General features: G+C 38.6%; 22 protein-coding genes. All 22 read right to left on the bottom strand.

Annotation, left to right across the window (positions count from 1 at the left end; translation table 11 throughout):
* Positions 1-2: 2 nt before the first annotated feature.
* The 22 genes from aroH to cmk all read right to left on the bottom strand — a co-directional run bounded on the left by aroH (position 3) and on the right by cmk (position 21,512).
* The gene (aroH, locus tag ACVYAD_RS05705; protein ID WP_349661194.1) at positions 3-371 is read right to left on the bottom strand and encodes a chorismate mutase; all 369 of its coding nucleotides are present in this window, start codon (positions 369-371) and stop codon (positions 3-5) included.
* On the bottom strand, positions 368-1,459 hold the full coding sequence (gene aroB / locus ACVYAD_RS05700; RefSeq protein ID WP_476425173.1) for a 3-dehydroquinate synthase: 1,092 nt from the start codon (positions 1,457-1,459) through the stop codon (positions 368-370). Before aroB ends, aroH begins: the two co-directional genes overlap by 4 nt.
* 3 nt (positions 1,460-1,462) lie before the next feature.
* Positions 1,463-2,644: a chorismate synthase gene (aroC, locus tag ACVYAD_RS05695; protein ID WP_476425171.1), complete on the bottom strand. Its 1,182-nt coding sequence runs from the start codon at positions 2,642-2,644 to the stop codon at positions 1,463-1,465.
* 359 nt (positions 2,645-3,003) lie between these two features.
* Positions 3,004-3,774, bottom strand: a complete 771-nt coding sequence (locus tag ACVYAD_RS05690; RefSeq protein ID WP_476425169.1) for a CheR family methyltransferase — start codon at positions 3,772-3,774, stop codon at positions 3,004-3,006.
* Between the two features lie 84 nt (positions 3,775-3,858).
* Complete coding sequence (locus ACVYAD_RS05685; RefSeq protein ID WP_386827872.1) at positions 3,859-4,089, bottom strand: hypothetical protein; 231 nt, start codon at positions 4,087-4,089, stop codon at positions 3,859-3,861.
* Positions 4,090-4,315: 226 nt separating this feature from the next.
* Positions 4,316-5,941, bottom strand: coding sequence for a long-chain fatty acid--CoA ligase (locus ACVYAD_RS05680; RefSeq protein WP_476425167.1), 1,626 nt, complete (start codon positions 5,939-5,941; stop codon positions 4,316-4,318).
* A 206-nt stretch (positions 5,942-6,147) separates the two neighbouring features.
* A complete protein-coding gene (locus ACVYAD_RS05675) occupies positions 6,148-6,909 on the bottom strand; it encodes a 3-hydroxyacyl-CoA dehydrogenase (protein WP_476425166.1) in 762 nt (253 codons plus the stop codon).
* Between the two features lie 15 nt (positions 6,910-6,924).
* On the bottom strand, positions 6,925-8,073 hold the full coding sequence (locus ACVYAD_RS05670; protein WP_476425164.1) for a thiolase family protein: 1,149 nt from the start codon (positions 8,071-8,073) through the stop codon (positions 6,925-6,927).
* A 353-nt stretch (positions 8,074-8,426) separates the two neighbouring features.
* On the bottom strand, positions 8,427-8,843 hold the full coding sequence (gene ndk / locus ACVYAD_RS05665; protein ID WP_053482577.1) for a nucleoside-diphosphate kinase: 417 nt from the start codon (positions 8,841-8,843) through the stop codon (positions 8,427-8,429).
* 86 nt (positions 8,844-8,929) lie between these two features.
* Positions 8,930-9,904 carry a heptaprenyl diphosphate synthase component II gene (hepT, locus tag ACVYAD_RS05660; RefSeq protein ID WP_349661186.1) on the bottom strand — a complete coding sequence of 325 codons (975 nt, stop codon included), beginning with the start codon at positions 9,902-9,904 and terminating at the stop codon, positions 8,930-8,932.
* Positions 9,905-9,923: 19 nt separating this feature from the next.
* Positions 9,924-10,628, bottom strand: coding sequence for a demethylmenaquinone methyltransferase (locus ACVYAD_RS05655; RefSeq protein WP_349661185.1), 705 nt, complete (start codon positions 10,626-10,628; stop codon positions 9,924-9,926).
* A gap of 15 nt (positions 10,629-10,643) precedes the next feature.
* The gene (locus ACVYAD_RS05650) at positions 10,644-11,411 is read right to left on the bottom strand and encodes a heptaprenyl diphosphate synthase component 1 (RefSeq protein ID WP_476425160.1); all 768 of its coding nucleotides are present in this window, start codon (positions 11,409-11,411) and stop codon (positions 10,644-10,646) included.
* 514 nt (positions 11,412-11,925) lie between these two features.
* Positions 11,926-12,144: a trp RNA-binding attenuation protein MtrB gene (gene mtrB, locus ACVYAD_RS05645; protein WP_197141420.1), complete on the bottom strand. Its 219-nt coding sequence runs from the start codon at positions 12,142-12,144 to the stop codon at positions 11,926-11,928.
* A gap of 63 nt (positions 12,145-12,207) precedes the next feature.
* Positions 12,208-12,777 (bottom strand): GTP cyclohydrolase I FolE, encoded by a 570-nt coding sequence (folE, locus tag ACVYAD_RS05640; RefSeq protein ID WP_079559906.1) that lies wholly within the window; start codon positions 12,775-12,777, stop codon positions 12,208-12,210.
* A gap of 561 nt (positions 12,778-13,338) precedes the next feature.
* Entirely contained in the window at positions 13,339-13,611 is a 273-nt protein-coding gene (locus tag ACVYAD_RS05635) for an HU family DNA-binding protein (protein ID WP_004232618.1), read from the bottom strand.
* 199 nt (positions 13,612-13,810) lie between these two features.
* The gene (spoIVA, locus tag ACVYAD_RS05630) at positions 13,811-15,289 is read right to left on the bottom strand and encodes a stage IV sporulation protein A (RefSeq protein ID WP_349661183.1); all 1,479 of its coding nucleotides are present in this window, start codon (positions 15,287-15,289) and stop codon (positions 13,811-13,813) included.
* A gap of 91 nt (positions 15,290-15,380) precedes the next feature.
* Positions 15,381-16,160 (bottom strand): hypothetical protein, encoded by a 780-nt coding sequence (locus tag ACVYAD_RS05625; protein ID WP_476425157.1) that lies wholly within the window; start codon positions 16,158-16,160, stop codon positions 15,381-15,383.
* A gap of 21 nt (positions 16,161-16,181) precedes the next feature.
* On the bottom strand, positions 16,182-16,394 hold the full coding sequence (locus tag ACVYAD_RS05620) for a DUF2768 domain-containing protein (protein WP_079559903.1): 213 nt from the start codon (positions 16,392-16,394) through the stop codon (positions 16,182-16,184).
* 446 nt (positions 16,395-16,840) lie between these two features.
* Positions 16,841-17,857 carry an NAD(P)H-dependent glycerol-3-phosphate dehydrogenase gene (locus tag ACVYAD_RS05615; protein WP_349661181.1) on the bottom strand — a complete coding sequence of 339 codons (1,017 nt, stop codon included), beginning with the start codon at positions 17,855-17,857 and terminating at the stop codon, positions 16,841-16,843.
* 141 nt (positions 17,858-17,998) lie between these two features.
* Positions 17,999-19,309, bottom strand: coding sequence for a ribosome biogenesis GTPase Der (gene der / locus ACVYAD_RS05610; RefSeq protein ID WP_349661180.1), 1,311 nt, complete (start codon positions 19,307-19,309; stop codon positions 17,999-18,001).
* Between the two features lie 288 nt (positions 19,310-19,597).
* Positions 19,598-20,734, bottom strand: a complete 1,137-nt coding sequence (gene rpsA, locus ACVYAD_RS05605) for a 30S ribosomal protein S1 (RefSeq protein WP_349661179.1) — start codon at positions 20,732-20,734, stop codon at positions 19,598-19,600.
* Positions 20,735-20,837: 103 nt separating this feature from the next.
* A complete protein-coding gene (gene cmk / locus ACVYAD_RS05600) occupies positions 20,838-21,512 on the bottom strand; it encodes a (d)CMP kinase (RefSeq protein WP_349661178.1) in 675 nt (224 codons plus the stop codon).
* Positions 21,513-21,766 lie beyond the last annotated feature (254 nt).

Raw genomic sequence — 21,766 nt, 5'->3', positions numbered from 1 at the left:
AATTATTTAGCTTGGGCTAAATCTGGTCTTAATTTCACTGCATCATTGAGATACAAGTGTTTTACATCTTTTTGTGCCACTTCAACATTCGCATGTATTAATACACGAATACAAAGTGGCAATGCGTTCGGCACGTCCATTTCATGCGTACACATGACAGGTACATATTGCCATCCGTCCATTAACCGTACAGCACGTGCAGGAAATGCTGACGTAATATCAGGTGTTGTGGAAATTAGTATGGAAGCAATATCATCTACTTCCACATTATTTGCTGTTACTACTTCACGCACTAATCTTGCTGTCTCATCCCATACAAGCTCTTGCCTGTCAGATTCTATTGTAATTGCTCCTCTAAGTCCACGAATCATACAAGCACCTCCGCTAATAGCTGTCGGAATTCGGTGTCTACTTCTCTGCATTCTGCTAAATCAATTGGTTGTACGAAAGGTTTACCAATTTCATCCAATAACACAAATTGTAAAATACCATACTCCGCTTTCTTATCTTTCATTAAATATTCTGTTAACTGGTCAAAAGTATACATTTTCACCGAGTCAAATGGATAGCCATTCTTCACTGCAAAATGCAAAAATGCTGTAGTGAAGTTACGGTCTAATTTTCCATATCTTTCACTTAATAATAAACAATACACGAGTCCAATCATTACAGCCTCGCCATGCGCTACTTTTCCATAACCAGCTGCCGCTTCAACGGCATGACCATAAGTATGACCTAAGTTTAAAAATTTCCGTACAGATTGCTCGGTTTCGTCCTCTGCTACTATTTGCGCTTTTACTGCAATTCCTTTTCTAAGCTGCTTTGCTAATTCTTCTGTGCTGAAATGAATAACTGCCTCTACAGCCATTAATTCCTCTAACCACGCTGCATTCGAAATCATTGCATGCTTGATCACTTCTGCTGTTCCTGAACGTACTTCACGCTCAGGTAAGCTGTCGATAAATATAGTATCGTAAATGACTCCCTCAGGTTGATAAAACGCACCAATCATATTCTTACCTAGTGGATGGTTAATAGCTGTCTTACCGCCTACCGCTGAGTCATGTGCTAAAATCGTTGTTGGAATTTGAATAAACGGCACCCCACGCATATATGTGGCCGCAACAAAGCCAGTTAAATCACCTACAGCACCCCCACCAAATGCAAAAACAAATGATTTACGTGAGCATTTTTGTTCAAGTAAAAACGTTTGTGCCGCAAAGTATTGTTCGAAGGTTTTACATGCCTCACCACCTGGTAAGACAAAGACCTCAAAATGATAAGGGAAATTAGCCTTGAAATAATCTCCTTGCGCTGCCCACACATTAGCATCTGTAAAAACAATGAGTTTATCGGCTTTTTGAAGCTGATCATCGAATTCTTTTACTGCTTCTGCCAAAAAATTATGACCAATGACAACCTCATATTGATGTGATTTCGTCGCTACTGGTACTCGCATAAATTAGAACCCCTTTGTAGATCGACGTTGTTCGTCGATTTGAGCTTTTAGTTGAGGTAATTGATCGCTATGGAATTGTTCTACAATCGCATTCGCTATTTCCCAGGCAATAACGTGCTCAGCAACAACTGATGCTGCTGGTACCGCACAGCTATCAGAGCGTTCTACACTAGCTTTAAATGGCTCTTTTGTTTCAATATCAACACTTTGTAACGGTTTATATAATGTAGGAATTGGCTTCATTACACCACGTACAACAATTGGCATTCCAGTAGACATTCCACCTTCTAAGCCGCCAAGTCGATTCGTTGCACGTGTATAACCTTCTTCCTCTGACCAAATAATTTCATCATGGACTTCAGAGCCTTTACGGCGTGCCATTTCAAATCCTATTCCAAATTCAACACCTTTAAATGCATTGATAGATAACATGGCAGCTGCTAATTTCGAATCTAGCTTTCTGTCATAATGAACATAAGAACCGACACCGGCTGGCATTCCTTCTACAATGACTTCAACAACACCACCTATTGAGTCTCCTGCTTTTTTCGCTTCATCGATTGCTACCACCATTTTTGCGGAAGCCTCTGGGTCAACGCAATAGCAAGGATCAGCTTCAACAATGGCACGAATTTCATCTGCTGATTTCCCTTCTACTAAGGAAGTGTCTGCTTTAATACCTATGATTTCTGTTACATGTGCCACAATGGAAATACCTAATTCATTCAAAAGCGCTTTTGCAACAGAACCTACAGCTACACGAACTGTTGTCTCACGCGCTGAAGAACGCTCTAACACATTACGTAAATCACGGTGTCCGTATTTCATGCCTCCTACTAAATCTGCATGTCCTGGACGAGGACGTGAAATTTGACGTTTAATATCTTCAGGATTCACATCTTCTGCTAATGGTTCTGCTCCCATAATTTTTGTCCAGTGCTTCCAGTCATCATTCGTGACTACTAGCGCTACGGGAGAACCAAGTGTTTGCCCATGACGAACACCAGCAACGATATCTACGGTATCCGTTTCGATTTGCATACGGCGACCTCGCCCATGTCCTCCTTGACGACGCTTTAAATCGTGGTTAATTTTTTCTGCTGTAATTGGTAAGAGCGATGGTAAACCTTCAATAATTGTTGTTAATTGGGGGCCATGTGACTCTCCCGCTGTTAAGTAACGCATAAACACTTTCTCCCTTCAACTCGCTAAAGTATGTATTTTTCACTATAACATATATTCTCTAAAAAAACAGTCCTTTTGCAAATGTCTTTCAAGACTCGTTTCAATTGTTTGTAAATTCCGAATTACCCAGCAACTTCACCCATTGTTAAATTAGAATATTCTGAACGATGTACATAGAAAAAATCTCCACTAATTTTTAATTTTCACCAACCATGCTTTTATGATAACTAATAAAAAAATACGCTTTTTGCTTATGGCAAAGCGAAAAGCGTACGATTCATCTATGTCTAAAGCTTTTTAAAAATATGTACATGCTATTTATACTACCTTCTGTACGAATGCTTTTCTCATATTATTAACTAGGTCCTTCTATAGAAGAATGTATCCTCGACTTCAAACTCATAACGAGATGGGTTAAAAATTTGCTCAGTAGATCCAACAAATAAAACCCCATCCTTGCGCAATGCTTTACTAAAATTCGTATAAATCTGATCTTTCGCTTCTTCAGTAAAATAAATCATCACATTACGGCAAACAATTAAATCATAATTAGAATCGTAATTGTCATTTAGTAGATTATGCTTCTTAAACGTCACACAACGTTTAATTTCATCCTTGACCCTATAAAAGGAACCTTCTTGCTCGAAACATTTAGCTTTAATATCACTCGGCACTTCGGCTAATGAGCGCTCTGGATACACACCTAATTTTGCCTTTTGAATGACATTCTCATCTAAATCAGTAGCAATAATTTGAATTTGAGATAATGGCATTAGCTGAGATAATACCATAACTAAAGAATAAGGTTCTTCACCTGTTGAACAAGCAGCACTCCAAATTTTTAAACGCTTATTAGATTGCAGTAATTTCGGAAATATTTTTTTCTGTAACACTTCCCAACGCTTCCCATTGCGATAAAATTCGGAAACATTGATCGTCATGCGATCTAAAAACTCATTCATTAAATCACGATCTTGTTCAAGTGCCTTTAGAAAGTCCACAAAATTACGATATCCTTTTTTCTCATACAGAGATGTTAATCGTCTTTTCATTTGCGCTTCTTTATATAGCGCTAAATCTATTCCTGTTTTGCGCTTTATACCTTCTATAAACTGTTCATAATCAGACATCCGGTCTTCTTCCCCTCTAGCGTCGTATTTCCATTATAGCGGAAAAGTGCCATTCCTGAAATACTCTTTCACATGTAATCCAAGTTACTTAGTTGAGTTTTGTTTTTCCTCTAATAATAACACTTTGGATTGCTCTAATTCTAGACGTAATTTTTCTGTTTCCATCGTATACGTTTCTAATCGAAGCTTCTCTAACTCCGTTTCTTTCTCAATAGCCTTTAATCTAATTTTTTCCTTTCTTGTATGAGCATCAGTAAAAATCCCTGCTAAACAAATAACTACTCCACCAATAATAGCAACTATTGCAATTGACAATACGTCCACATCCTCTCATTAATAATGATTATACGGTAAAATTGAAAAAATAGTTTCACTTTTCTTTTCATTCTTTCACTATTTTAGAAAAAATATTCCATTAGTTGTATCATGTTCTTGGATAACGCATTGTCGAAAGGGATATTATCCCACGCTATGGAGATATTCCTATATTTTAAATAAAAAAATGAAGGTAGTCAGTCACCACCTTCAAAATTTTTGCCTCTTAAACCTCTACACGATAACCTTTTAAATCTTCTCGCAATTTTACCTTCATGAACTTTCCTACAGAAGTTTTAGGTATCTCATTTAAAAATACAACATCATCAGGAATCCATGTTTTATGGAATTGCGATTGTAAATCTTCTAATAGCTCTGATTTCGAAATGGAATCTTTAAATTCAGGCTTCGATACAACACACGCTAGAGGTCGTTCTATCCATTTTTCGTGAGGAATAGCTATAACAGCTGCCTCCAACACTTTAGGATGTGACATCAAGGCATTTTCAAGGTCTACCGAAGAAATCCATTCTCCACCACTTTTTATTAAATCTTTCGTACGATCTGTAATTTTAATATAACCATCTACTGTCACTACAGCAATATCACCAGTGTAGAGCCAGCCATCTTTAAAGGCTTCATTTGTTCGTTCATCGTTATAATACTCAGCAGCAATCCATGGACCCCTAATTGTCAATTCACCCATTGTTTTGCCGTCCCAAGGTACTTCACCTTTTTCATTGACTACACGTGTTTCAATGAGTGGCACTGTTATTCCCTGCGTAGTACGAACATCCATTTTTTCATCCAACGAATAATCTTGCATATGCGTTAAATACGTCGATATACTAACAAGTGGCGACGTCTCGGTCATACCGTAGCCCGTCATATAAGGAATTTTAAGCTCCTCTTCAAAACCACGAACTAGACCGTTCGGCGACGCTGAACCACCACAAACAATCAACCGTATTGAAGACAAATCACGAGGATTTTTACGTTGCTCCTGTAATAGCCCAAGCCAAATTGTAGGTACTCCTGCAGTCAGCGTTACCTTATATCTTTCAAATAAATCAAGTAATAGCTGTGGTGTAAACATTGGCCCTGGGAGCACCTGTGTAGCACCAAATAATACACCAGCAAACGGAAATCCCCAGGCATTCGCATGGAACATTGGTACGACAGGTAATACAACGTCTGTCTCGCTAATAGCTATACTATCAGAAAGTCCTGCTGCCATAGTATGGAGGACAATACTACGATGAGTATACACAACACCCTTTGGCATTCCTGTAGTTGCGCTTGTATAACACATACCAGCAGGTGTATTTTCATCTAAATCATTTGGGAATTTAAAGTCTTCATTCGCCTCATCGACTAATGCCTCATAAGACAGAGCATTTGGTAGCGGGATATTTTCTAGCACAATATCATCTCCCATTACGATAAAGTGCTTGACTGTTTTAAGCTGAGAGACAATTGGTGCAATAAGTGGAACTAAGTTATCATCAATTAGTAATATTTCATCTTCTGCGTGATTAATAACATAAGCAATATGCTCAGGCGCTAATCGAATATTAATCATATGCAATACGGCTCCTGCGCATGGCACTGCAAAATATGCTTCTAAATGACGGTGGTGATTCCAAGCGAAGGTTCCTACCTTCATCCCTCTCTCCATTCCCAGCTTTGTAAGGGCTTCTGCTAGTTTACGAGTTCGTTTTACATATTCTTTATAAGTAAACTCGTGAATTATTGTAGGGCTTGTCCGCGAATATATTTTTTTCGAATGAAAAAATCGTTCTGCTCGATCCAAAAAACTTGTTAATAATAAAGGTGTATCCATCATATGCATAACAACGCTCCCCTTTGTTTATATAATTTTCGAATCGTCCAAGGCTTCTGCCGCTACCAATAATTACAGTCGAAATAAGCTAATTCTTCGCCTCACTATCCGTAGACAAGCATTTTTTCACGAAAGCTACTAACAGGAAAATGGTTTTAGCCTTCGTCATTCTTTCTGGCTAATTTAGCAAGAATCAACCACCTTTATAATCCCTCTTACCTTGGCTGCAAACGAATCGCGCCGTCCAAGCGGATGACTTCACCATTTAACAAACCATTTTGGATAATACTTTCGACCAGCAACGCATATTCTGTTGGTTTTCCAAGTCGTTTAGGGAAAGGCGTCATTTGAGCAAGTGCTGTTCTTGCTGGCTCTGGCAGCGACGCAAACATTGGTGTTTCTATTAATCCTGGAGCAATCGTCATGACACGTACACCGATTTCAGCAAGCTCTCGAGCAATCGGCAACGTCATCGCTGCCACACCACCCTTTGAGGCACTATATGCTGCTTGTCCTATTTGCCCATCAAACGCCGCCACAGATGCAGTATTAATAATAACGCCGCGCTGACCATCCTCGTTTTGCTCATTCAGTTGCATCTTCTCGGCTGCTAGACGAATCACATTAAACGTACCAATTAAATTCACAGAAATCACCTTTTCAAATAAACCTAGTGCATGCACACCACGCTTTGAAAGTACTTTACTTGCATCAGCAATTCCAGCACAATTCACTGTGACATTAATGGAGCCCAATGTTGCTACTGCTTGCTCAAGCCCTGCCGCTACATCAGCTTCTTTTGTCACATCAACGCGTGCATATTGGACATTCTCCCCTAACTCCTCTACTAGTGCATGTCCTCGCTCGTCATTAAGATCAAAAATAACTGCTTTGCCACCCTTAGCAACAATTCTACGAACAGTCGCCTCTCCTAAACCAGATGCTCCCCCTGTTACAACCGCTTTTACTTCAATCATCAAACACAACCCCTTTTACATTTTTTCAATGATAGTAGCGTTCGCCATTCCCATACCTTCACAAATTGCAAGTAAGCCATACTGTAAATTTTCTCGTTCCATTCTGTATAGCATCGTTGTTAACAGTTTTGTGCCCGTCGCTCCTAGTGGATGCCCTAAAGCAATTGCTCCACCATCTGGATTTAACTTATTTGGATCTGCTCCAATTTCACGCAACCAAACAAGTGGTACTGGCGCAAAAGCTTCATTTACTTCATACGTGTCAATTTCCTCGATCGTAAGACCTGAACGTTCTAGCGCTTGTCTAGTAGCCTCAATTGGACCAGTTAGCATTAACGTCGGATCTGAGCCAACTACAACTCTTGTAACAATTTTTGCAAGCGGTCGGATGCCAAGCTCTTCCGCCTTTTCTAAAGACATAATAACTACAGCTGAGGCACCATCACTCATTTGACTTGCATTACCGGCTGTTATCACACCATCTTCTTGGAAAACAGTTTTTAATCCATTTAATTTATCAACTGTCGTTTCTGCCCGTGGTCCCTCATCAACAGAAAATGTTTTCACCGTGCCGTCTTCTTCTGTAACTTGGACAGGCAGTATTTCCTTTTTAAAATGGCCTGCCTCAATTGCACCTAATGCTCGTCTATGACTATTGTAAGCAAAGTTATTGAGCTGCTCCTTCGACAAGTTCCATTTTTCCGCTATTTTTTCGGCTGATAACCCTTGATGAATAATTGTATAATTGTCTTGTAATCGTTTACCTGCGTGGGCACCCTTCGTGTTAGAACCCATTGACACCCTCGTCATGCTTTCAACTCCACCAGCGATAACAATGTCCATATCGCCTGCTAATATAGCCTGTGCAGCGAAATGAACAGCCTGCTGACTTGAACCACATTGACGATCAATTGTCACACCTGGTACACTCTCCGGAAAACCTGCCATTAATAGGGCCGTACGGGCTATATTTGCTCCCTGTTCAGCAGTTTGCGTCACACAGCCAAAAATAACATCTTCCACCTGACCCTTATTGATCCCCGCTCGTTGTACCACTTCTTGCAGTACATCAGCCGCTAAGTCATCTGCACGAACATTGCTTAATGCCCCTTTACTTCTGCCAACTGCTGTACGAACTGCTGATACAATTACCACTTCTCTCATAAAAAAACCCCTTTGCGCTGTCAATTCTCTCATTTCCTATCATCCAATGTATTTAGATGCTATGAAATATATTCTTGATTATTAAGCTATTCAAAAACTATAATTATCAGAATATTACATCTTTTATTTTACATGACTAAGAAGTATTTAACAATTCTATATGTATTTAGAAAATTTCCACACTGATTTTATATGTCTATTTTTTTCTATTTATTAAGTAACCGCACTCCATTTTCAGAGCAATAAAAAAAGCAATCTCAAATTGAATTGAGATTGCTTAATCTATTTGCAAATTCAACTATGCCTTAGCATAATTGTCATCTCACTAAGTCGGAGATAAACGCTGAAAGAAATTAAACTAAATCTTCACCGAAGAATAAGCCGATTTCACGCTCAGCAGAAGCAAGTGAATCAGACCCGTGAATGATGTTGTGAGAAACAGTTGTTGCATAGTCACCACGGATTGTACCTGGGTTAGATTCTTCAGGTTTAGTTGCTCCCATCATTGTACGAGCAAGCTTAATTACGTTTTCGCCTTCCCATACCATAGCGAAAACAGGACCAGAAGTGATGAAATCAACTAATTCACCAAAGAATGGACGCTCAGCATGCTCAGCGTAGTGCTTTTCTGCTAATTCTGTAGGAATTACCATTAATTTAGCACCTTTCAATACAAAACCGCGACGTTCAAAACGATCTACGATATCTCCTACTACTTGACGTTCTACGCCATCAGGCTTAACCATTAAAAAAGTTTGTTCGATTGCCATGTTTAAAACACTCCTTAAATTCGTATAACAGGTTTTACACCTACCGATAAATATTAACAAAAAATCGGGCTTTGTACAACAAAAAGCTAGAATTTACGCTTACCCATAAATAAAGCGACATCACGTAGTTTTTTCTTGACGGGATGTTTTGGTAATGCATCTATTTCCTGTAATGCCTTTTTCAAATATTTATCACTCATTTTATTAGCTTGCTCAATCGCGTCGGATTTACGCACATAGCGTAACATATTTTGACGTTCTACCTCTGTCAAAGTACCTGCAAATACTTTTGCCAAATAAGGTTGCATTCCAGGATCATCTTTTAACAGTAGAATCGGTAATGTAATATTCCCCTGCAATAAATCACTACCGGCTGGCTTCCCTAATTCTTTATCTGTTGCCATTATGTCTAAAACATCATCGATAATTTGGAAGCTCATGCCTACAAAATAGCCGAAACGTTTCAAATGTCTCACTGTTTTGGGATCGACACCTGCTGCTACTGCACCAAGTTCACAACTAGAAGAAATTAGTAATGCCGTCTTGCGTTTGATTCGTCTAAAATAATCCTTTAAGCCTTGATCTAATCTAAATTTATCTTCGATTTGAATGACTTCACCGTTACAAATTTCCACCATAGTACGTGCTAAAATTTGATGAACTAATGGGTCTTCAAGCTTTGTAATATATTCAAGTGCACGCGCAAAAATAAAATCGCCCGTGTACATTGCAACTCTATTATTCCATTGTGATTTGACAGTCGGGCGTCCTCTTCGCATATTGGAATCATCAATTACATCATCATGCACAAGTGATGCCATATGAATAAGCTCTACTGGCACGGCTACATCCTTCATCTTTTCGATATTATAGTCGCCAAATTTCGCGCCAAGCAACACAAAAATTGGTCGTATCCGTTTACCACCAGCTTGCAATAAATGGAGAGAAGCATCATTGATCAAACCTGAAGAAGAGTTCACTGCTCTTTCTAATTCTTTTTCAATGATTTCGATATCTGATTTCAAATCGGAATAGAGTAGTTTTAACTTCATCTTTTCCACTTGTGAAAACCTTCCCCCATTAACGTACCTTTTTAAAGCCCATATGCATTGCCGCAGCACCGCCACTGTATGCTTTGTACGTTACTTTTTCTAAACCTGCCTGCTCAAACATTGCCGCTAACTTCTTCATACCTGGGAAATCATTTGCTGATTCCTGTAACCAAGAATATTCTTTATAGCTTTTCGCAAATATTTTACCAAATACCGGCATTATATATTTAAAATAAAAACGGAATAATTGTCGATAGCCGGGAATTTCAGATTGAGATGTTTCTAAACAAACAACCATTCCTCCAGGTTTTACAACACGATTCATTTCCTTTAAAACTTGTAAATAATCTGGTACATTGCGAAGCCCAAAACCAATTGTTACATAATCAAATGTATCATCTGGGAAAGGTAATTCCATAGCATTTCCATGTATTAGTTCAATTTGTGGGTATGGCTTTACTTTTTGCTCACCAGCCTTCAGCATGTTTTTACTGAAGTCTACCCCTTTTACTTCTCCGCTTTCACCAACTGCCTCAGCTAATGCAATTGTCCAATCTGCCGTACCACAGCAAACATCCAGTGCTTTCGCTCCAGGTTTTACTGCCATACGCTTCATCGTATCATTGCGCCAGCCAACATGCATCTGGAAGCTAATAACACCATTCATTTTGTCATAGCTTTGCGAAATACTTTCAAATACTTCGTGCACGTGCTCTTCTTTCGTTTTAGCCATTTCGAAAAACCTCTCTTATCCATTAGTAGAAGCAATGGATGCCTCTACATGTGCTTGTAGAGCTTGTTTTACATCACCTTGTAAAAATGATGCCTCTTCTATCACCTGTAACAGCTCTGTTTTTAATTGCACAATTTTATCCTGTATAACGTTGCCATAGGTCACTCCAGCATATCTCGCACTTTCTTCAAGAACCCTACTCATTACCGTTACTTGTCCACGTTGATAAGTCGCCCATTCTCTTTCTAAACGCAAGGTTAATAAGCTCTTTTCCACAATTGGAATATAGTTACCAAACGAATAGAGCTCAAAAAATTTTGAGATTAATCCCGATTCAATGTTAGTTATTGAGGCATACCATTGTTCGAGTGTTCGTTTTTCTGCCTCATATACTTTAATTTGGTGTTCACAACGTTGCACAATTCCTTGCGACAAATTTCTAATCAATGCGACATTTCCCGACTTCGCTAAAATCTCATAATAACGACCACTATAAAAGTCCCCAGCTAAAACGGTTAGCTGCTGCTCTTTTGATGTGGCATTTAATTCTTTAATATGATCGTGCGCCGCTAAAGCTGCGTACACAATCCCAACCGTGATTGCAGCTTCTCTTTCCTCTTGTTGCCACTCTTCACCATTCAAAAAGGGAACTAACAAGTAAAATAATTGATTTTCATCGAGCACAGGCACTCCTGTGTATTTTTGCAAAGTTCTATGACGAACATCCATGAAAATCTCTGTTTTTAATTGTGCAATTGAATTTTGAATGTATGTTGCATTCATAGACCTTACTCCATTTCACTTTCAAATACGTTAGCCACTTCATGGATCTAACGCTTGCTTACTGAGTCATTATAGCACACGCGACGATTCGGAATAAAAATTTTTTGCTTTATTCAACATGACAGGCAGTAGAGTTTCCCCAATCAAACATACCTCGACATAATCGATTCCGGAATCGGCTTTGTGCTTAGTCCAACACGATGTCGATCATTTCAGTAATACCACGGGTCAGTTAGCCGTTATCACATGAATACGATGATCTTAGAGCTAACAACCTTTATTGAACTCCATTCCGATTCCATGACATCCGAAAGCTTTAACGTTTCTGTACCCGTCGTTGCACTGATGCTTTCGCTACATAAAGACAATTGCAGCTGACGCTTTGCTTTCGCTACATAAAGACAATTGCTGAAAGAAGTTAAAAACAGTTTTACACATTTAGTCGATTTATATGTGCATCACTAATTTGCCATCAACACAAATCCAAAGCACTTCTGCCTGTCATTGTTCTTCATTACTTTTTCGTTTCGCTATTTATAACACCATGAGCTGTATGAATCTGTGCTTTCCCACGTATTTTCACGGCAGATGTATGTTCAGTAAATTGAGCAATCATAACTTCGCCTGCATCTAATTTTTCAGAATGATGGAACTTTGTATCTGTACCTCGAGTTAAACCGATTACATGCACGCCATCTTCCTCTGCTTGAATAACAATATAATCTTGTGACATTGTCTTTACACTCCTTAAATCCGACAAATTCTTAGTCCATCATAACATAATTAGACATGCATATTAAGACATTTGAATAAATGATAAAACTTCTCTACGTTTTACTTCATCTTCTTCGTAAATACCACGTGCAACCGATGTCACAGTTTTAGATCCAGGCTTCTTAAGCCCTCGCATCGTCATGCACATATGCTCTGCCTCAATCACTACATAAACACCTTTCGGAGAGAGCATTTCCATAATTGTCTCTGCCACTGAAGAGGTAATACGTTCTTGTAATTGCGGACGACGAGCAATAGTTTCTACTGCGCGTCCTAATTTACTTAGTCCAGCAACAATGCCATCGTTTGGTATGTATGCGACATGCGCTTTTCCGTAAAAAGGCACAAGATGATGCTCACACATCGAATAAAACGGAATGTCCTTTACAAGTACTAATTCCTCATGGTCTTCATGAAACACTGTTTTAAAATAATCTTTTGCGTCTTCATGTAAGCCACTAAACATTTCTGCATACATTTTTGCTACACGTTTTGGTGTATCGAGTAAACCTTCACGATTTACATCTTCGCCTACCGCCTCTAATATCATTTTTACTGCTTCTTCTATTTTCAATAAATCAACATTCGACATCCGTAAAAACCCTCCTGCGTATCAATACATTACACATTTCCTTATGCATCGTAGCATATCCAAAAGGTAAGCGCAAAATGACTTACTTGATTCAAAAGAAATTCAACACGATATAAGCAAAATCGCCACTTCACACTTACTAATTAGTAGTATATTTTGCAAATTTTAGCTCATCATAATGACGTCAGGTTGACCATTCCGACAGGACGCTTCTTTCTCGAGAAGTCGTGCTGACAGTTTTTTTCTGCGAAAGGTCATGACAAATATGATGATTTTAGCATTCGTCCCCCAACTTGCTTGCGTCCCAGCGACAGTGACCCTCTAAGGAGATGCCCTTTCTCCAGCCCAACCTACTAAGTATATCTACAAGTTTCAAAAAATAAATCTCGACTTTCATCGATAGACCTACATTGTGCATAGGAAATCTATTTTGCTTACACTGACGTTTATGTGATCTTTCTATGTACAGTTATCTATGCAACACTCGCTGAAATAAGTTAAAAAGAGCAGCCTCCATGTTCGTATACATGAAGACTGCTCTATGTAACTACTAGACGTGTATTATTTTACAGCATCTTTAAGCGCTTTACCTGGTTTGAAAGCAGGTACTTTGCTAGCAGCGATTTCGATTTCTTTACCAGTTTGTGGGTTACGACCTTTACGAGCCGCACGTTCACGTACTTCAAAGTTACCAAAACCAATTAATTGTACTTTGTCACCCTTTGCAAGAGCATCTTGAATTGTATCAAATACAGCTTCAACTGCTTTAGAAGCGTCTTTTTTAGAAAGACCTGCAGCTTCAGCAACAGAGTTTACTAATTCTGTTTTATTCACACCATTCACCTCCTCTCAAAGGGTCATGAACCAATTCTGTAAAAAGATTAACACATAGAAAACCGCTACGCAACTGTATTCATTCATGATTATAACCAAAAAATTAGTTTTTCACCCAAAAAACAAAAATAACAGGACTTTTCGCATAAGAACGAAAAGCCCTGTAGTATTTTTTTGCGCTTTATTTTTCTTTTTATCACTACAAAATAAATGTAACTAATCCTCTATCGCCTTCGTTCACCATACGTTCAATTGTTTGTCGCATCCGTTTTTTAGCTGTATTTGGAACTGCATCCATTTTATAGCGTATTCCTTCTTTTAACACTTCATGAAGCGGAGTTCCAAAAAGTTGCGTGTTCCATAAAGCATCACGATCATGTAAATAAGCATGATTTAAGTCCTTAAGTAATTGTTGACTATGGAATTCTGAGCCTATTAGTGGCGCGAATTCTGATTCCATATCTACACGAATAATATGATATGATGGCGCTTTTGCCTTCATACGCACACCATAAAAATTATTTTGTTTAATGAGTTCTGGTGCTGTTGGTTCAAACTCCTGCATCATTGGCAATGTGACACCATAACCAGTCGAATCTGCTTGACTAATAGCAGTTTTAAAGCGTTTTTGTGCCTCTTTTGCTTCTGCCGCCTCTTTAATAAAGAGTAGCCAATCACGCTTCGTCTCAATTGGTTCATCTAGCCATTCATTACAAACCGACTTATATAGCTCGCCTTGTAATGATACTCGAATGACCGCAGTTCCAATACCAGCATCCACATGTACCACTTCACTTTGATCAATAAAATCAATGGCTTTAAAAGCATCTGACGCCTGCTGCACATCTCTAATTTTCATAATAGATGACAACACTTCTTCCATCGAATCAATTAATGCAACATTTAATGGATGTGTTGCATCTAAAACATCTAACCAATCTGGCTTTTCCACCTCAATTGTTCGAATTGGAAATTCAAATAATGCTTCTTGCAAAATATACTGAATATCAGATGCGCGCATTTGATCAATAGAAATGGCAATTACTGGAACATTATAGCGCTCAAATAGCTCATTTCGAAGCTGCACCGTTTCCTCCCGAGCTGGCATTTGGCAATTTAATACAATAACAAAAGGTTTTCCAATATCCATTAATTGCTCTACAATTTCCTCTTCAGCCTTCTCCGCCGCACGACGACTTATACCATTGACCGTGCCATCTGTTGTTACAACAATTCCAATATTGGCATGGTCACGAATTACTTTATCCGTGCCTATTTTCGCCGCTTCCTGGAAAGGGATAGGCTCTGTATGCCAAGGTGTATGCACAAATTTCGGACCATTTTCATCCTCATAGCCCTTTGTACCGTCAATGACATAACCAACGCAATCTGCTAAACGAATTTGGAAGGTCATTTCATCTTCACCGACAGCAATACGTGTTGCTTGGGCAGGCACAAACTTCGGCTCAGCAGTCATTATGACTGGCCCCGGCGAGCTTTGTGGCAACTCGTCTTGTGCACGCATTCTTTCTGTTTCATCCACAATATTTGGTAACACGACCGATTCCATAACCTTTTTTACAAATGTTGATTTACCTACACGTACTGGACCGACAACACCAATATAAACATCGCCATTTGTGCGCTCTGCAATTTCTCTAAATACTGCTTCACTCAAGGTTTCTGCCTCCTTTATCTACGCTTTTTCACTATATGCGATCGGTTAGATAAATATGAAAAGCCCCTCACAAATGTAAGGAGCTTATTGACTAATCATTTTTATTTTTGGATTCATACTCTTGAATTAATTTTTCTCTAGCTTTTTTTGCGTCACTATTATAGGCGTCCATAAAATAAATCGGCTCACCTTTTTCATCTACTGTATATGGTAATGAATAAGCTGGCACTACTGGATATTTATCGATAAGTAGCTGACGAATATCATCTCCAGGTTTTACATCATGCTTTTCTTCTTTTAGTAGTTGCCCTAAATCTACTGAATAGTCGACATGCATTTCGCCATCGCCTGTCATAAATATTGGTAATTCAGCACCAGAATAAGGGCTCTTCACAGTTACATCTGTTTTATACCCCAATTTTTCAAAGTTAATTTGAAATACATTATCAGAAGATACACCCTTTATCGGTAAATATTCGCTTGAAAGTTTACGAATATTAATTTCACGAATTCGCTCTGCGGCATTTAAATCTACCAATTTTACTTTAGCTTCATTTTCAGGTTCCCAAATAATATACTGGAAAACCCCACCCTTTTCATAGGCGTTCCCAGGAATTTGCGCAAGATATTTAGGCATTAATTTTTCAAAATCAATTAAATATTTTATATATATATCTGTATCTTGCTCGCTATTTTTAATTGGAACTAGTCCACCAGTTGCTTCACGATATTCATCAACCGCACGCTGAACCGCAGCTAAATTATCAGCATCCGGCACTACTTTTGCCCTTTTTTCGTCTTCTGGATATGCACAACCTACTAGAAGTACAGCGGTTACAATTACCAAAAGAAAAGCACTTAGTTTTTTCATGTCACTTCCACCTCATCATTTTTATGCTGGCCATGTGGCTACAATTAGAACCATTAAAAATGTGCCAAGTCCAAACAGTATGTATGCAATTAAATTTACGATTGTACGTAAAAAAACGTTCGAAATCTTATTACGACCGAGATAAATTAAACCAATAGATATAATCAAAAAGCCAATACAATAAAACGATACCCACATTACATCAAGCGCAGGTAAATGTGCTAACGGACCCATTTAAAACAACCACCTTTCTACAACGTCACGAAACAATCAAAATATATTATACTATGTGCTTTCGCTAAAAAGAAATAGTTGTCCAATAACTATCAATTAATTATGCCACGGCCTAATTGCGTCCGAAATTGGCTTTGGGCCAACATGATGTTGGTCACTCAGTCATTGCCACAGGACGTGGCGTTCTTAGACTGGGTTCCTTTATTTCAGCGGTTGTTTGGACATCCGCTGAAAAGTAGCTTAAAACCGTATCATACCACCGTCTATAGAGGTAGGAGACTTTTGCTAGAAGTTAAATGGACATCCTGTTTAAAATAATTAATTAAAAGCACACAATAAGGCGTCTCAGATATTCTCTGAGACACCTTATTTATGTCCATTTTATGACAAAACTAATCAAATAGATTAGGTATATTGATTAACCTTATTTATCCATTTCCATTAATTTAGTATATCATGTCATCGATTTCTGGTTTTTTCATACGCATCATTAATGTATCAACCGCTATTTTTGGTTCGATATTATTAAATAGAACACTATAAAGCTCCGCAGTGATTGGCATAGCAACATCATATTTCTCTGCTAGCTGATATGCCGCTTTTGTTGTGCGTACCCCCTCAACAACCATGCCCATTTGATCGAGTACCTCTGGTAATTTCATTCCTTGCCCCAATAAATTACCTGCGCGCCAATTACGAGAGTGTACACTTGTACATGTTACAATTAAGTCCCCCATGCCTGAAAGTCCTGAAAATGTGAATGGATTCCCTCCCATTTCAACACCAAGACGTGAAATTTCAGCTAAGCCTCGAGTAATAAGTGCCGCTTTAGCATTATCACCATAATTTAATCCGTCTGAAATACCTGCCGCTAATGCAATTACGTTTTTTAATGCGCCACCAATTTCTACGCCAATCACATCTTTGCTTGTGTAGACACGGAAATATTGGTTCATAAATAAATCCTGCACTTTTTCTGCGGCTTCAATGTTTGCACAAGCTGCTGTAACCGTTGTCGGGTGGTGTAAGACAACTTCCTCTGCATGACTTGGACCTGATAGTACTACAACTTCTTCTACAAATTCTGCAGGTAGACTTTCTTCTAAAATTTCTGAAATTCGTTTTAATGTATCAGGCTCAATTCCCTTCGATACATGCACAAACAGTATTTTTTTATCGAGAGTTACGCACATTTTTTCACATACTTCTCGAATAGCCTTAGTTGGCACTGCTACGATAATTGTTTCCGAATGAGCAACTGCCTTAGCAATATCACTTGTCGCATACAAATTTGTCGGCAGTACAGTTTCAGGCAAATACTTTCTATTAGTATGCTGGTTGTTTATTTCTTCAGCTTGATCTGTTCGATGAGTCCATAAAAGTGTATCATGCCCATTTTCTGCAAGCACCATCGCAAGTGCTGTACCCCACGAGCCTGCTCCTAACACACAAACTTTTTCCATTCAAAATCCTCCCTTGTTAAGAAAAACAATTCACTCTTATTAGTTACGAAAAATGCTAGAGAAAATTATACTTTGCTCTTTTGTAAAAAGACGCCACCCAACAATATTGTCGGGCTGGCGTATTGTATGTGTATATTTTTCCTAAGCACGAGCACGGGAAATTAATCGAATTGGCGTTCCTTCAAAATCAAATGTTTCTCGGATACGGTTTTCTAAAAATCGTTCGTAAGAGAAATGCATTAGCTCTGGTTCATTAACAAATACGACAAATGTCGGTGGCTGGATCGCAACTTGAGTAGCATAGTAGATACGAAGACGGCGTCCTTTATCAGCTGGTGCTGGGTTACGTGCCACAGCATCCTCAATCACCTCATTAAGGATAGATGATTGAATACGCATTGCATGGTTTTCACTTACACGTTGTATAATCGGTAAAATTTGATGTACACGCTGCTTTGTATTGGCCGATACAAAAATAATCGGTGCATAGTCTAAGAATAAGAAATGCTCACGGATTTGCTGTGTAAAGACGTTCATTGTTTTTTCGTCTTTTTCAATAGCATCCCATTTATTAACTACGATGACAACAGCTTTTCCTGCTTCATGCGCATAGCCTGCAATTTTTTTATCTTGTTCTTGAATGCCTTCTTCTGCATTTAGAACGACTAAAACAACATCAGAACGTTCAATTGCTCGTAATGCACGTAATACAGAGTATTTCTCTGTCGTTTCGTATACTTTCCCTTTTTTACGCATACCTGCCGTATCAATAATGACATATTCCTGATCATCATACACATACGGAGTATCAATAGCATCTCGAGTAGTCCCTGCGATATTACTCACAATAACGCGGTCTTGGCCTAAAAATGCATTTACTAACGAAGATTTTCCGACATTTGGACGACCAATTAACGAGAATTTAATAACCTCTTCTCCATATTGCTCTTCATCTTCCTTAGGGAAATGATTAGCACATTCGTCCAATAAATCCCCTAAGCCTAAGCCGTGAGAACCAGAAATTGGCCAAGGCTCACCAAAGCCAAGCGCATAGAAATCATAAATCATTTCGCGCATGTCCGGGTTATCAATTTTATTAACTGCTAAAACGACCGGTTTTTTTGTTTTGTATAAAATTTTAGCTACTTGCTCATCAGCAGCTGTTACACCTTCACGACCATTTGTCATAAAGATAATAACGTCCGCTTCATCAATGGCGATTTCCGCTTGTTGACGAATTTGTTCTAAAAACGGCTCGTCCCCAATCTCAATACCACCTGTATCAATAATATTAAAGTCATGTGTTAACCACTCTGCCGAACTATAAATACGGTCGCGTGTAACGCCTGGAATATCTTCCACAATCGAGACACGTTCTCCAACGATACGATTAAAAATCGTCGACTTACCTACGTTCGGACGACCTACGATGGCTACTACTGGTTTCGTCATCTGTACTTCATCCTTCCAACTTCTTGTCTTTCGCTATTATACACGAAAAATGCCATTATATCATATCATATCCATGAATGTGCGCGCTATGTACCGTTCTTTAAGTCTATTTAGAAATTTTTATATCATTTCGGCTGAGCTGTTTGAATGTTCGATGTGATGTAATTATCTTCGAGTCTGATTTATTCTATCCGTTTTACTTTGATTGTTCTTCCCATCGTTTTGGCTTTTCTATCCGTTTCCTCCATAAAAAAGCGAGGACACAAACCGTATCCTCGCTTGTCAAGTTTATTTAAAGTTTTTCAGCTTATCGCCAATGACATCACCGAAAGAGAAACCTGTGTTTTCTTCTGGTAATTCATAGTCGATTACTTCCTCTGCCTCAGGATTTTCAAGTAAATCTTTAATGCTTAATGCTAAACGGCCATCTGCAGCATTTACGTCAAGCACTTTCACCTGTACCTCTTGTCCTTCTTTTAAAGCTTCATGAGGCGTATTAATGTGCTTATGCGCGATTTGCGAAATATGCACTAAACCTTCTACTCCTGGGAAAACTTCCACAAATGCTCCGAAAGAAGTAAGACGTTTTACTTTTCCATCTAACACTGTACCTTTAGCTGCACGCTCTTCAATGTTCGACCAAGGACCAGGTATCGTCTCTTTAATAGATAATGAAATACGCTCATTTGCTGGGTCTACAGAAAGGACTTTCACCTTCACCTCTTGTCCTTCTGATAAAACCTCACTCACATCACTCACATGCTCATGAGACACTTGTGAAATATGAACAAGGCCATCAATACCACCAAGGTCAATAAAGGCACCAAATGATGCAATACGCTGTACTTTACCGTCTAAAACATCGCCAGTTTTAATTTGGTTAATAACATCTTTCTTTTGAGAAGCTTTTTCAGCTTCCACTACAGCACGGTGTGATAAAATCAAGCGATTTTTTTCTTTATCAAGCTCAACAATTTTAAAGTTAAGAGACTTACCTTTATAGTCTTCAAAATCATCAACAAAGTAGTCTTCTACTAGGGATGCAGGAACGAAGCCACGTACCCCTAAATCTACGACAAGACCACCCTTAACAATATCTTTTACTTCCGCTTCGAAAATTTCCTCTGCGTTGAATTTTTGCTCAAGTGTATCCCATGCTTTTAAAGCATCTACTTTACGTTTTGATAATACATAGTTTTCTTCTTCAACCTTTGTAATCATCAACTCCAACTCATCTCCGACAGAGATGACGTCAGACGCTTTTTCAATGTGTAAGCTTGATAATTCACTTATCGGTACAATACCGTCAAATGGTGCACCTGGGATCGAAACAGTTACCGCTTTTTCATCAACCTGCTCAGCAATACCTTTGACGATATCACCTTCGTTAAACGTTTGTTCTACATTGTTCATTTCTTCAGACATATGTAACCCTCCTTCGCATCTTCCCTTACTATTTTATTCGATATTGAAGACAAAGACAAAAATAAATCCTTTAAATTCAAAAAATTGTCTGAAATTTTCGGATTTACAGCATTTTTTCTTGCGCTAATTTTAAAATGGCCTGTGCTGCATCATCAATTGACAATGCTGTCGTGTCTAAAAATATGGCATCTTCTGCTTGAATTAGTGGTGATGCTTCACGCTCGCTATCCATTTTATCGCGCAGGGCAATTTCTTCTTGAAGCTTTTCAACGGTAGATTCAATTCCTCGCTTTTGATTGTCAATAAAACGACGTCTTGCTCTCTCTTCTACAGTTGCAGACATAAATATTTTTAGTTCTGCATTTTTTAATACATGTGTAGCAATATCGCGCCCATCCATCACTACACCGCCATTAGCTGCCAGCTTTTGTTGCTGTTTTACTAATAGTTCGCGTATTTTAGCATGAGCTGCTACTTGTGAAACAGATGAAGTGACCTCATTTGATCGAATTTCAGCAGAAACGTTCTTTCCATCTAAAAAGACAAGTTGTCCTTGAGAAGAAGGCTTTAAGTCAATTGTGCTAGATGCAAGCATTTCTGCTAATTTTGTTTCATCATCTAAATGTATGTTTTGTTGCATTGCTTTATACGTGACAGCACGATACATAGCACCTGTATCGATATAAGTAAATTCAAGTGCCTCTGCAACGATTTTTGCGATTGTGCTTTTCCCAGCGCCAGCCGGTCCATCAATCGCAATTTGAATGTTTTTCTTCATATTTCCCCCTACTTTCTATCACACCATATTGTATCATAAAAAAGCCCTCTTCAAGGAGAGGGCTTTCTAAAATCTAATTACTACTCGAGTTGAAGGTGTGTAAACTTCCTATCAATTATTCCTCGGCATAATTGCTTCAGAATCTACTTTGTGATTAGTCCTGCATGAGGGACGAATGATATCGGTCATTTCAGTAAAATTTCACTGGACGTGGCGTTGTTAAACCGAGTTCCTCTTTTTCTGCGGGTTTTTGG

This window comes from Lysinibacillus sp. G1-3 (genome assembly GCF_056322905.1).
This window is presented reverse-complemented; position numbering and strand designations above follow the sequence as displayed.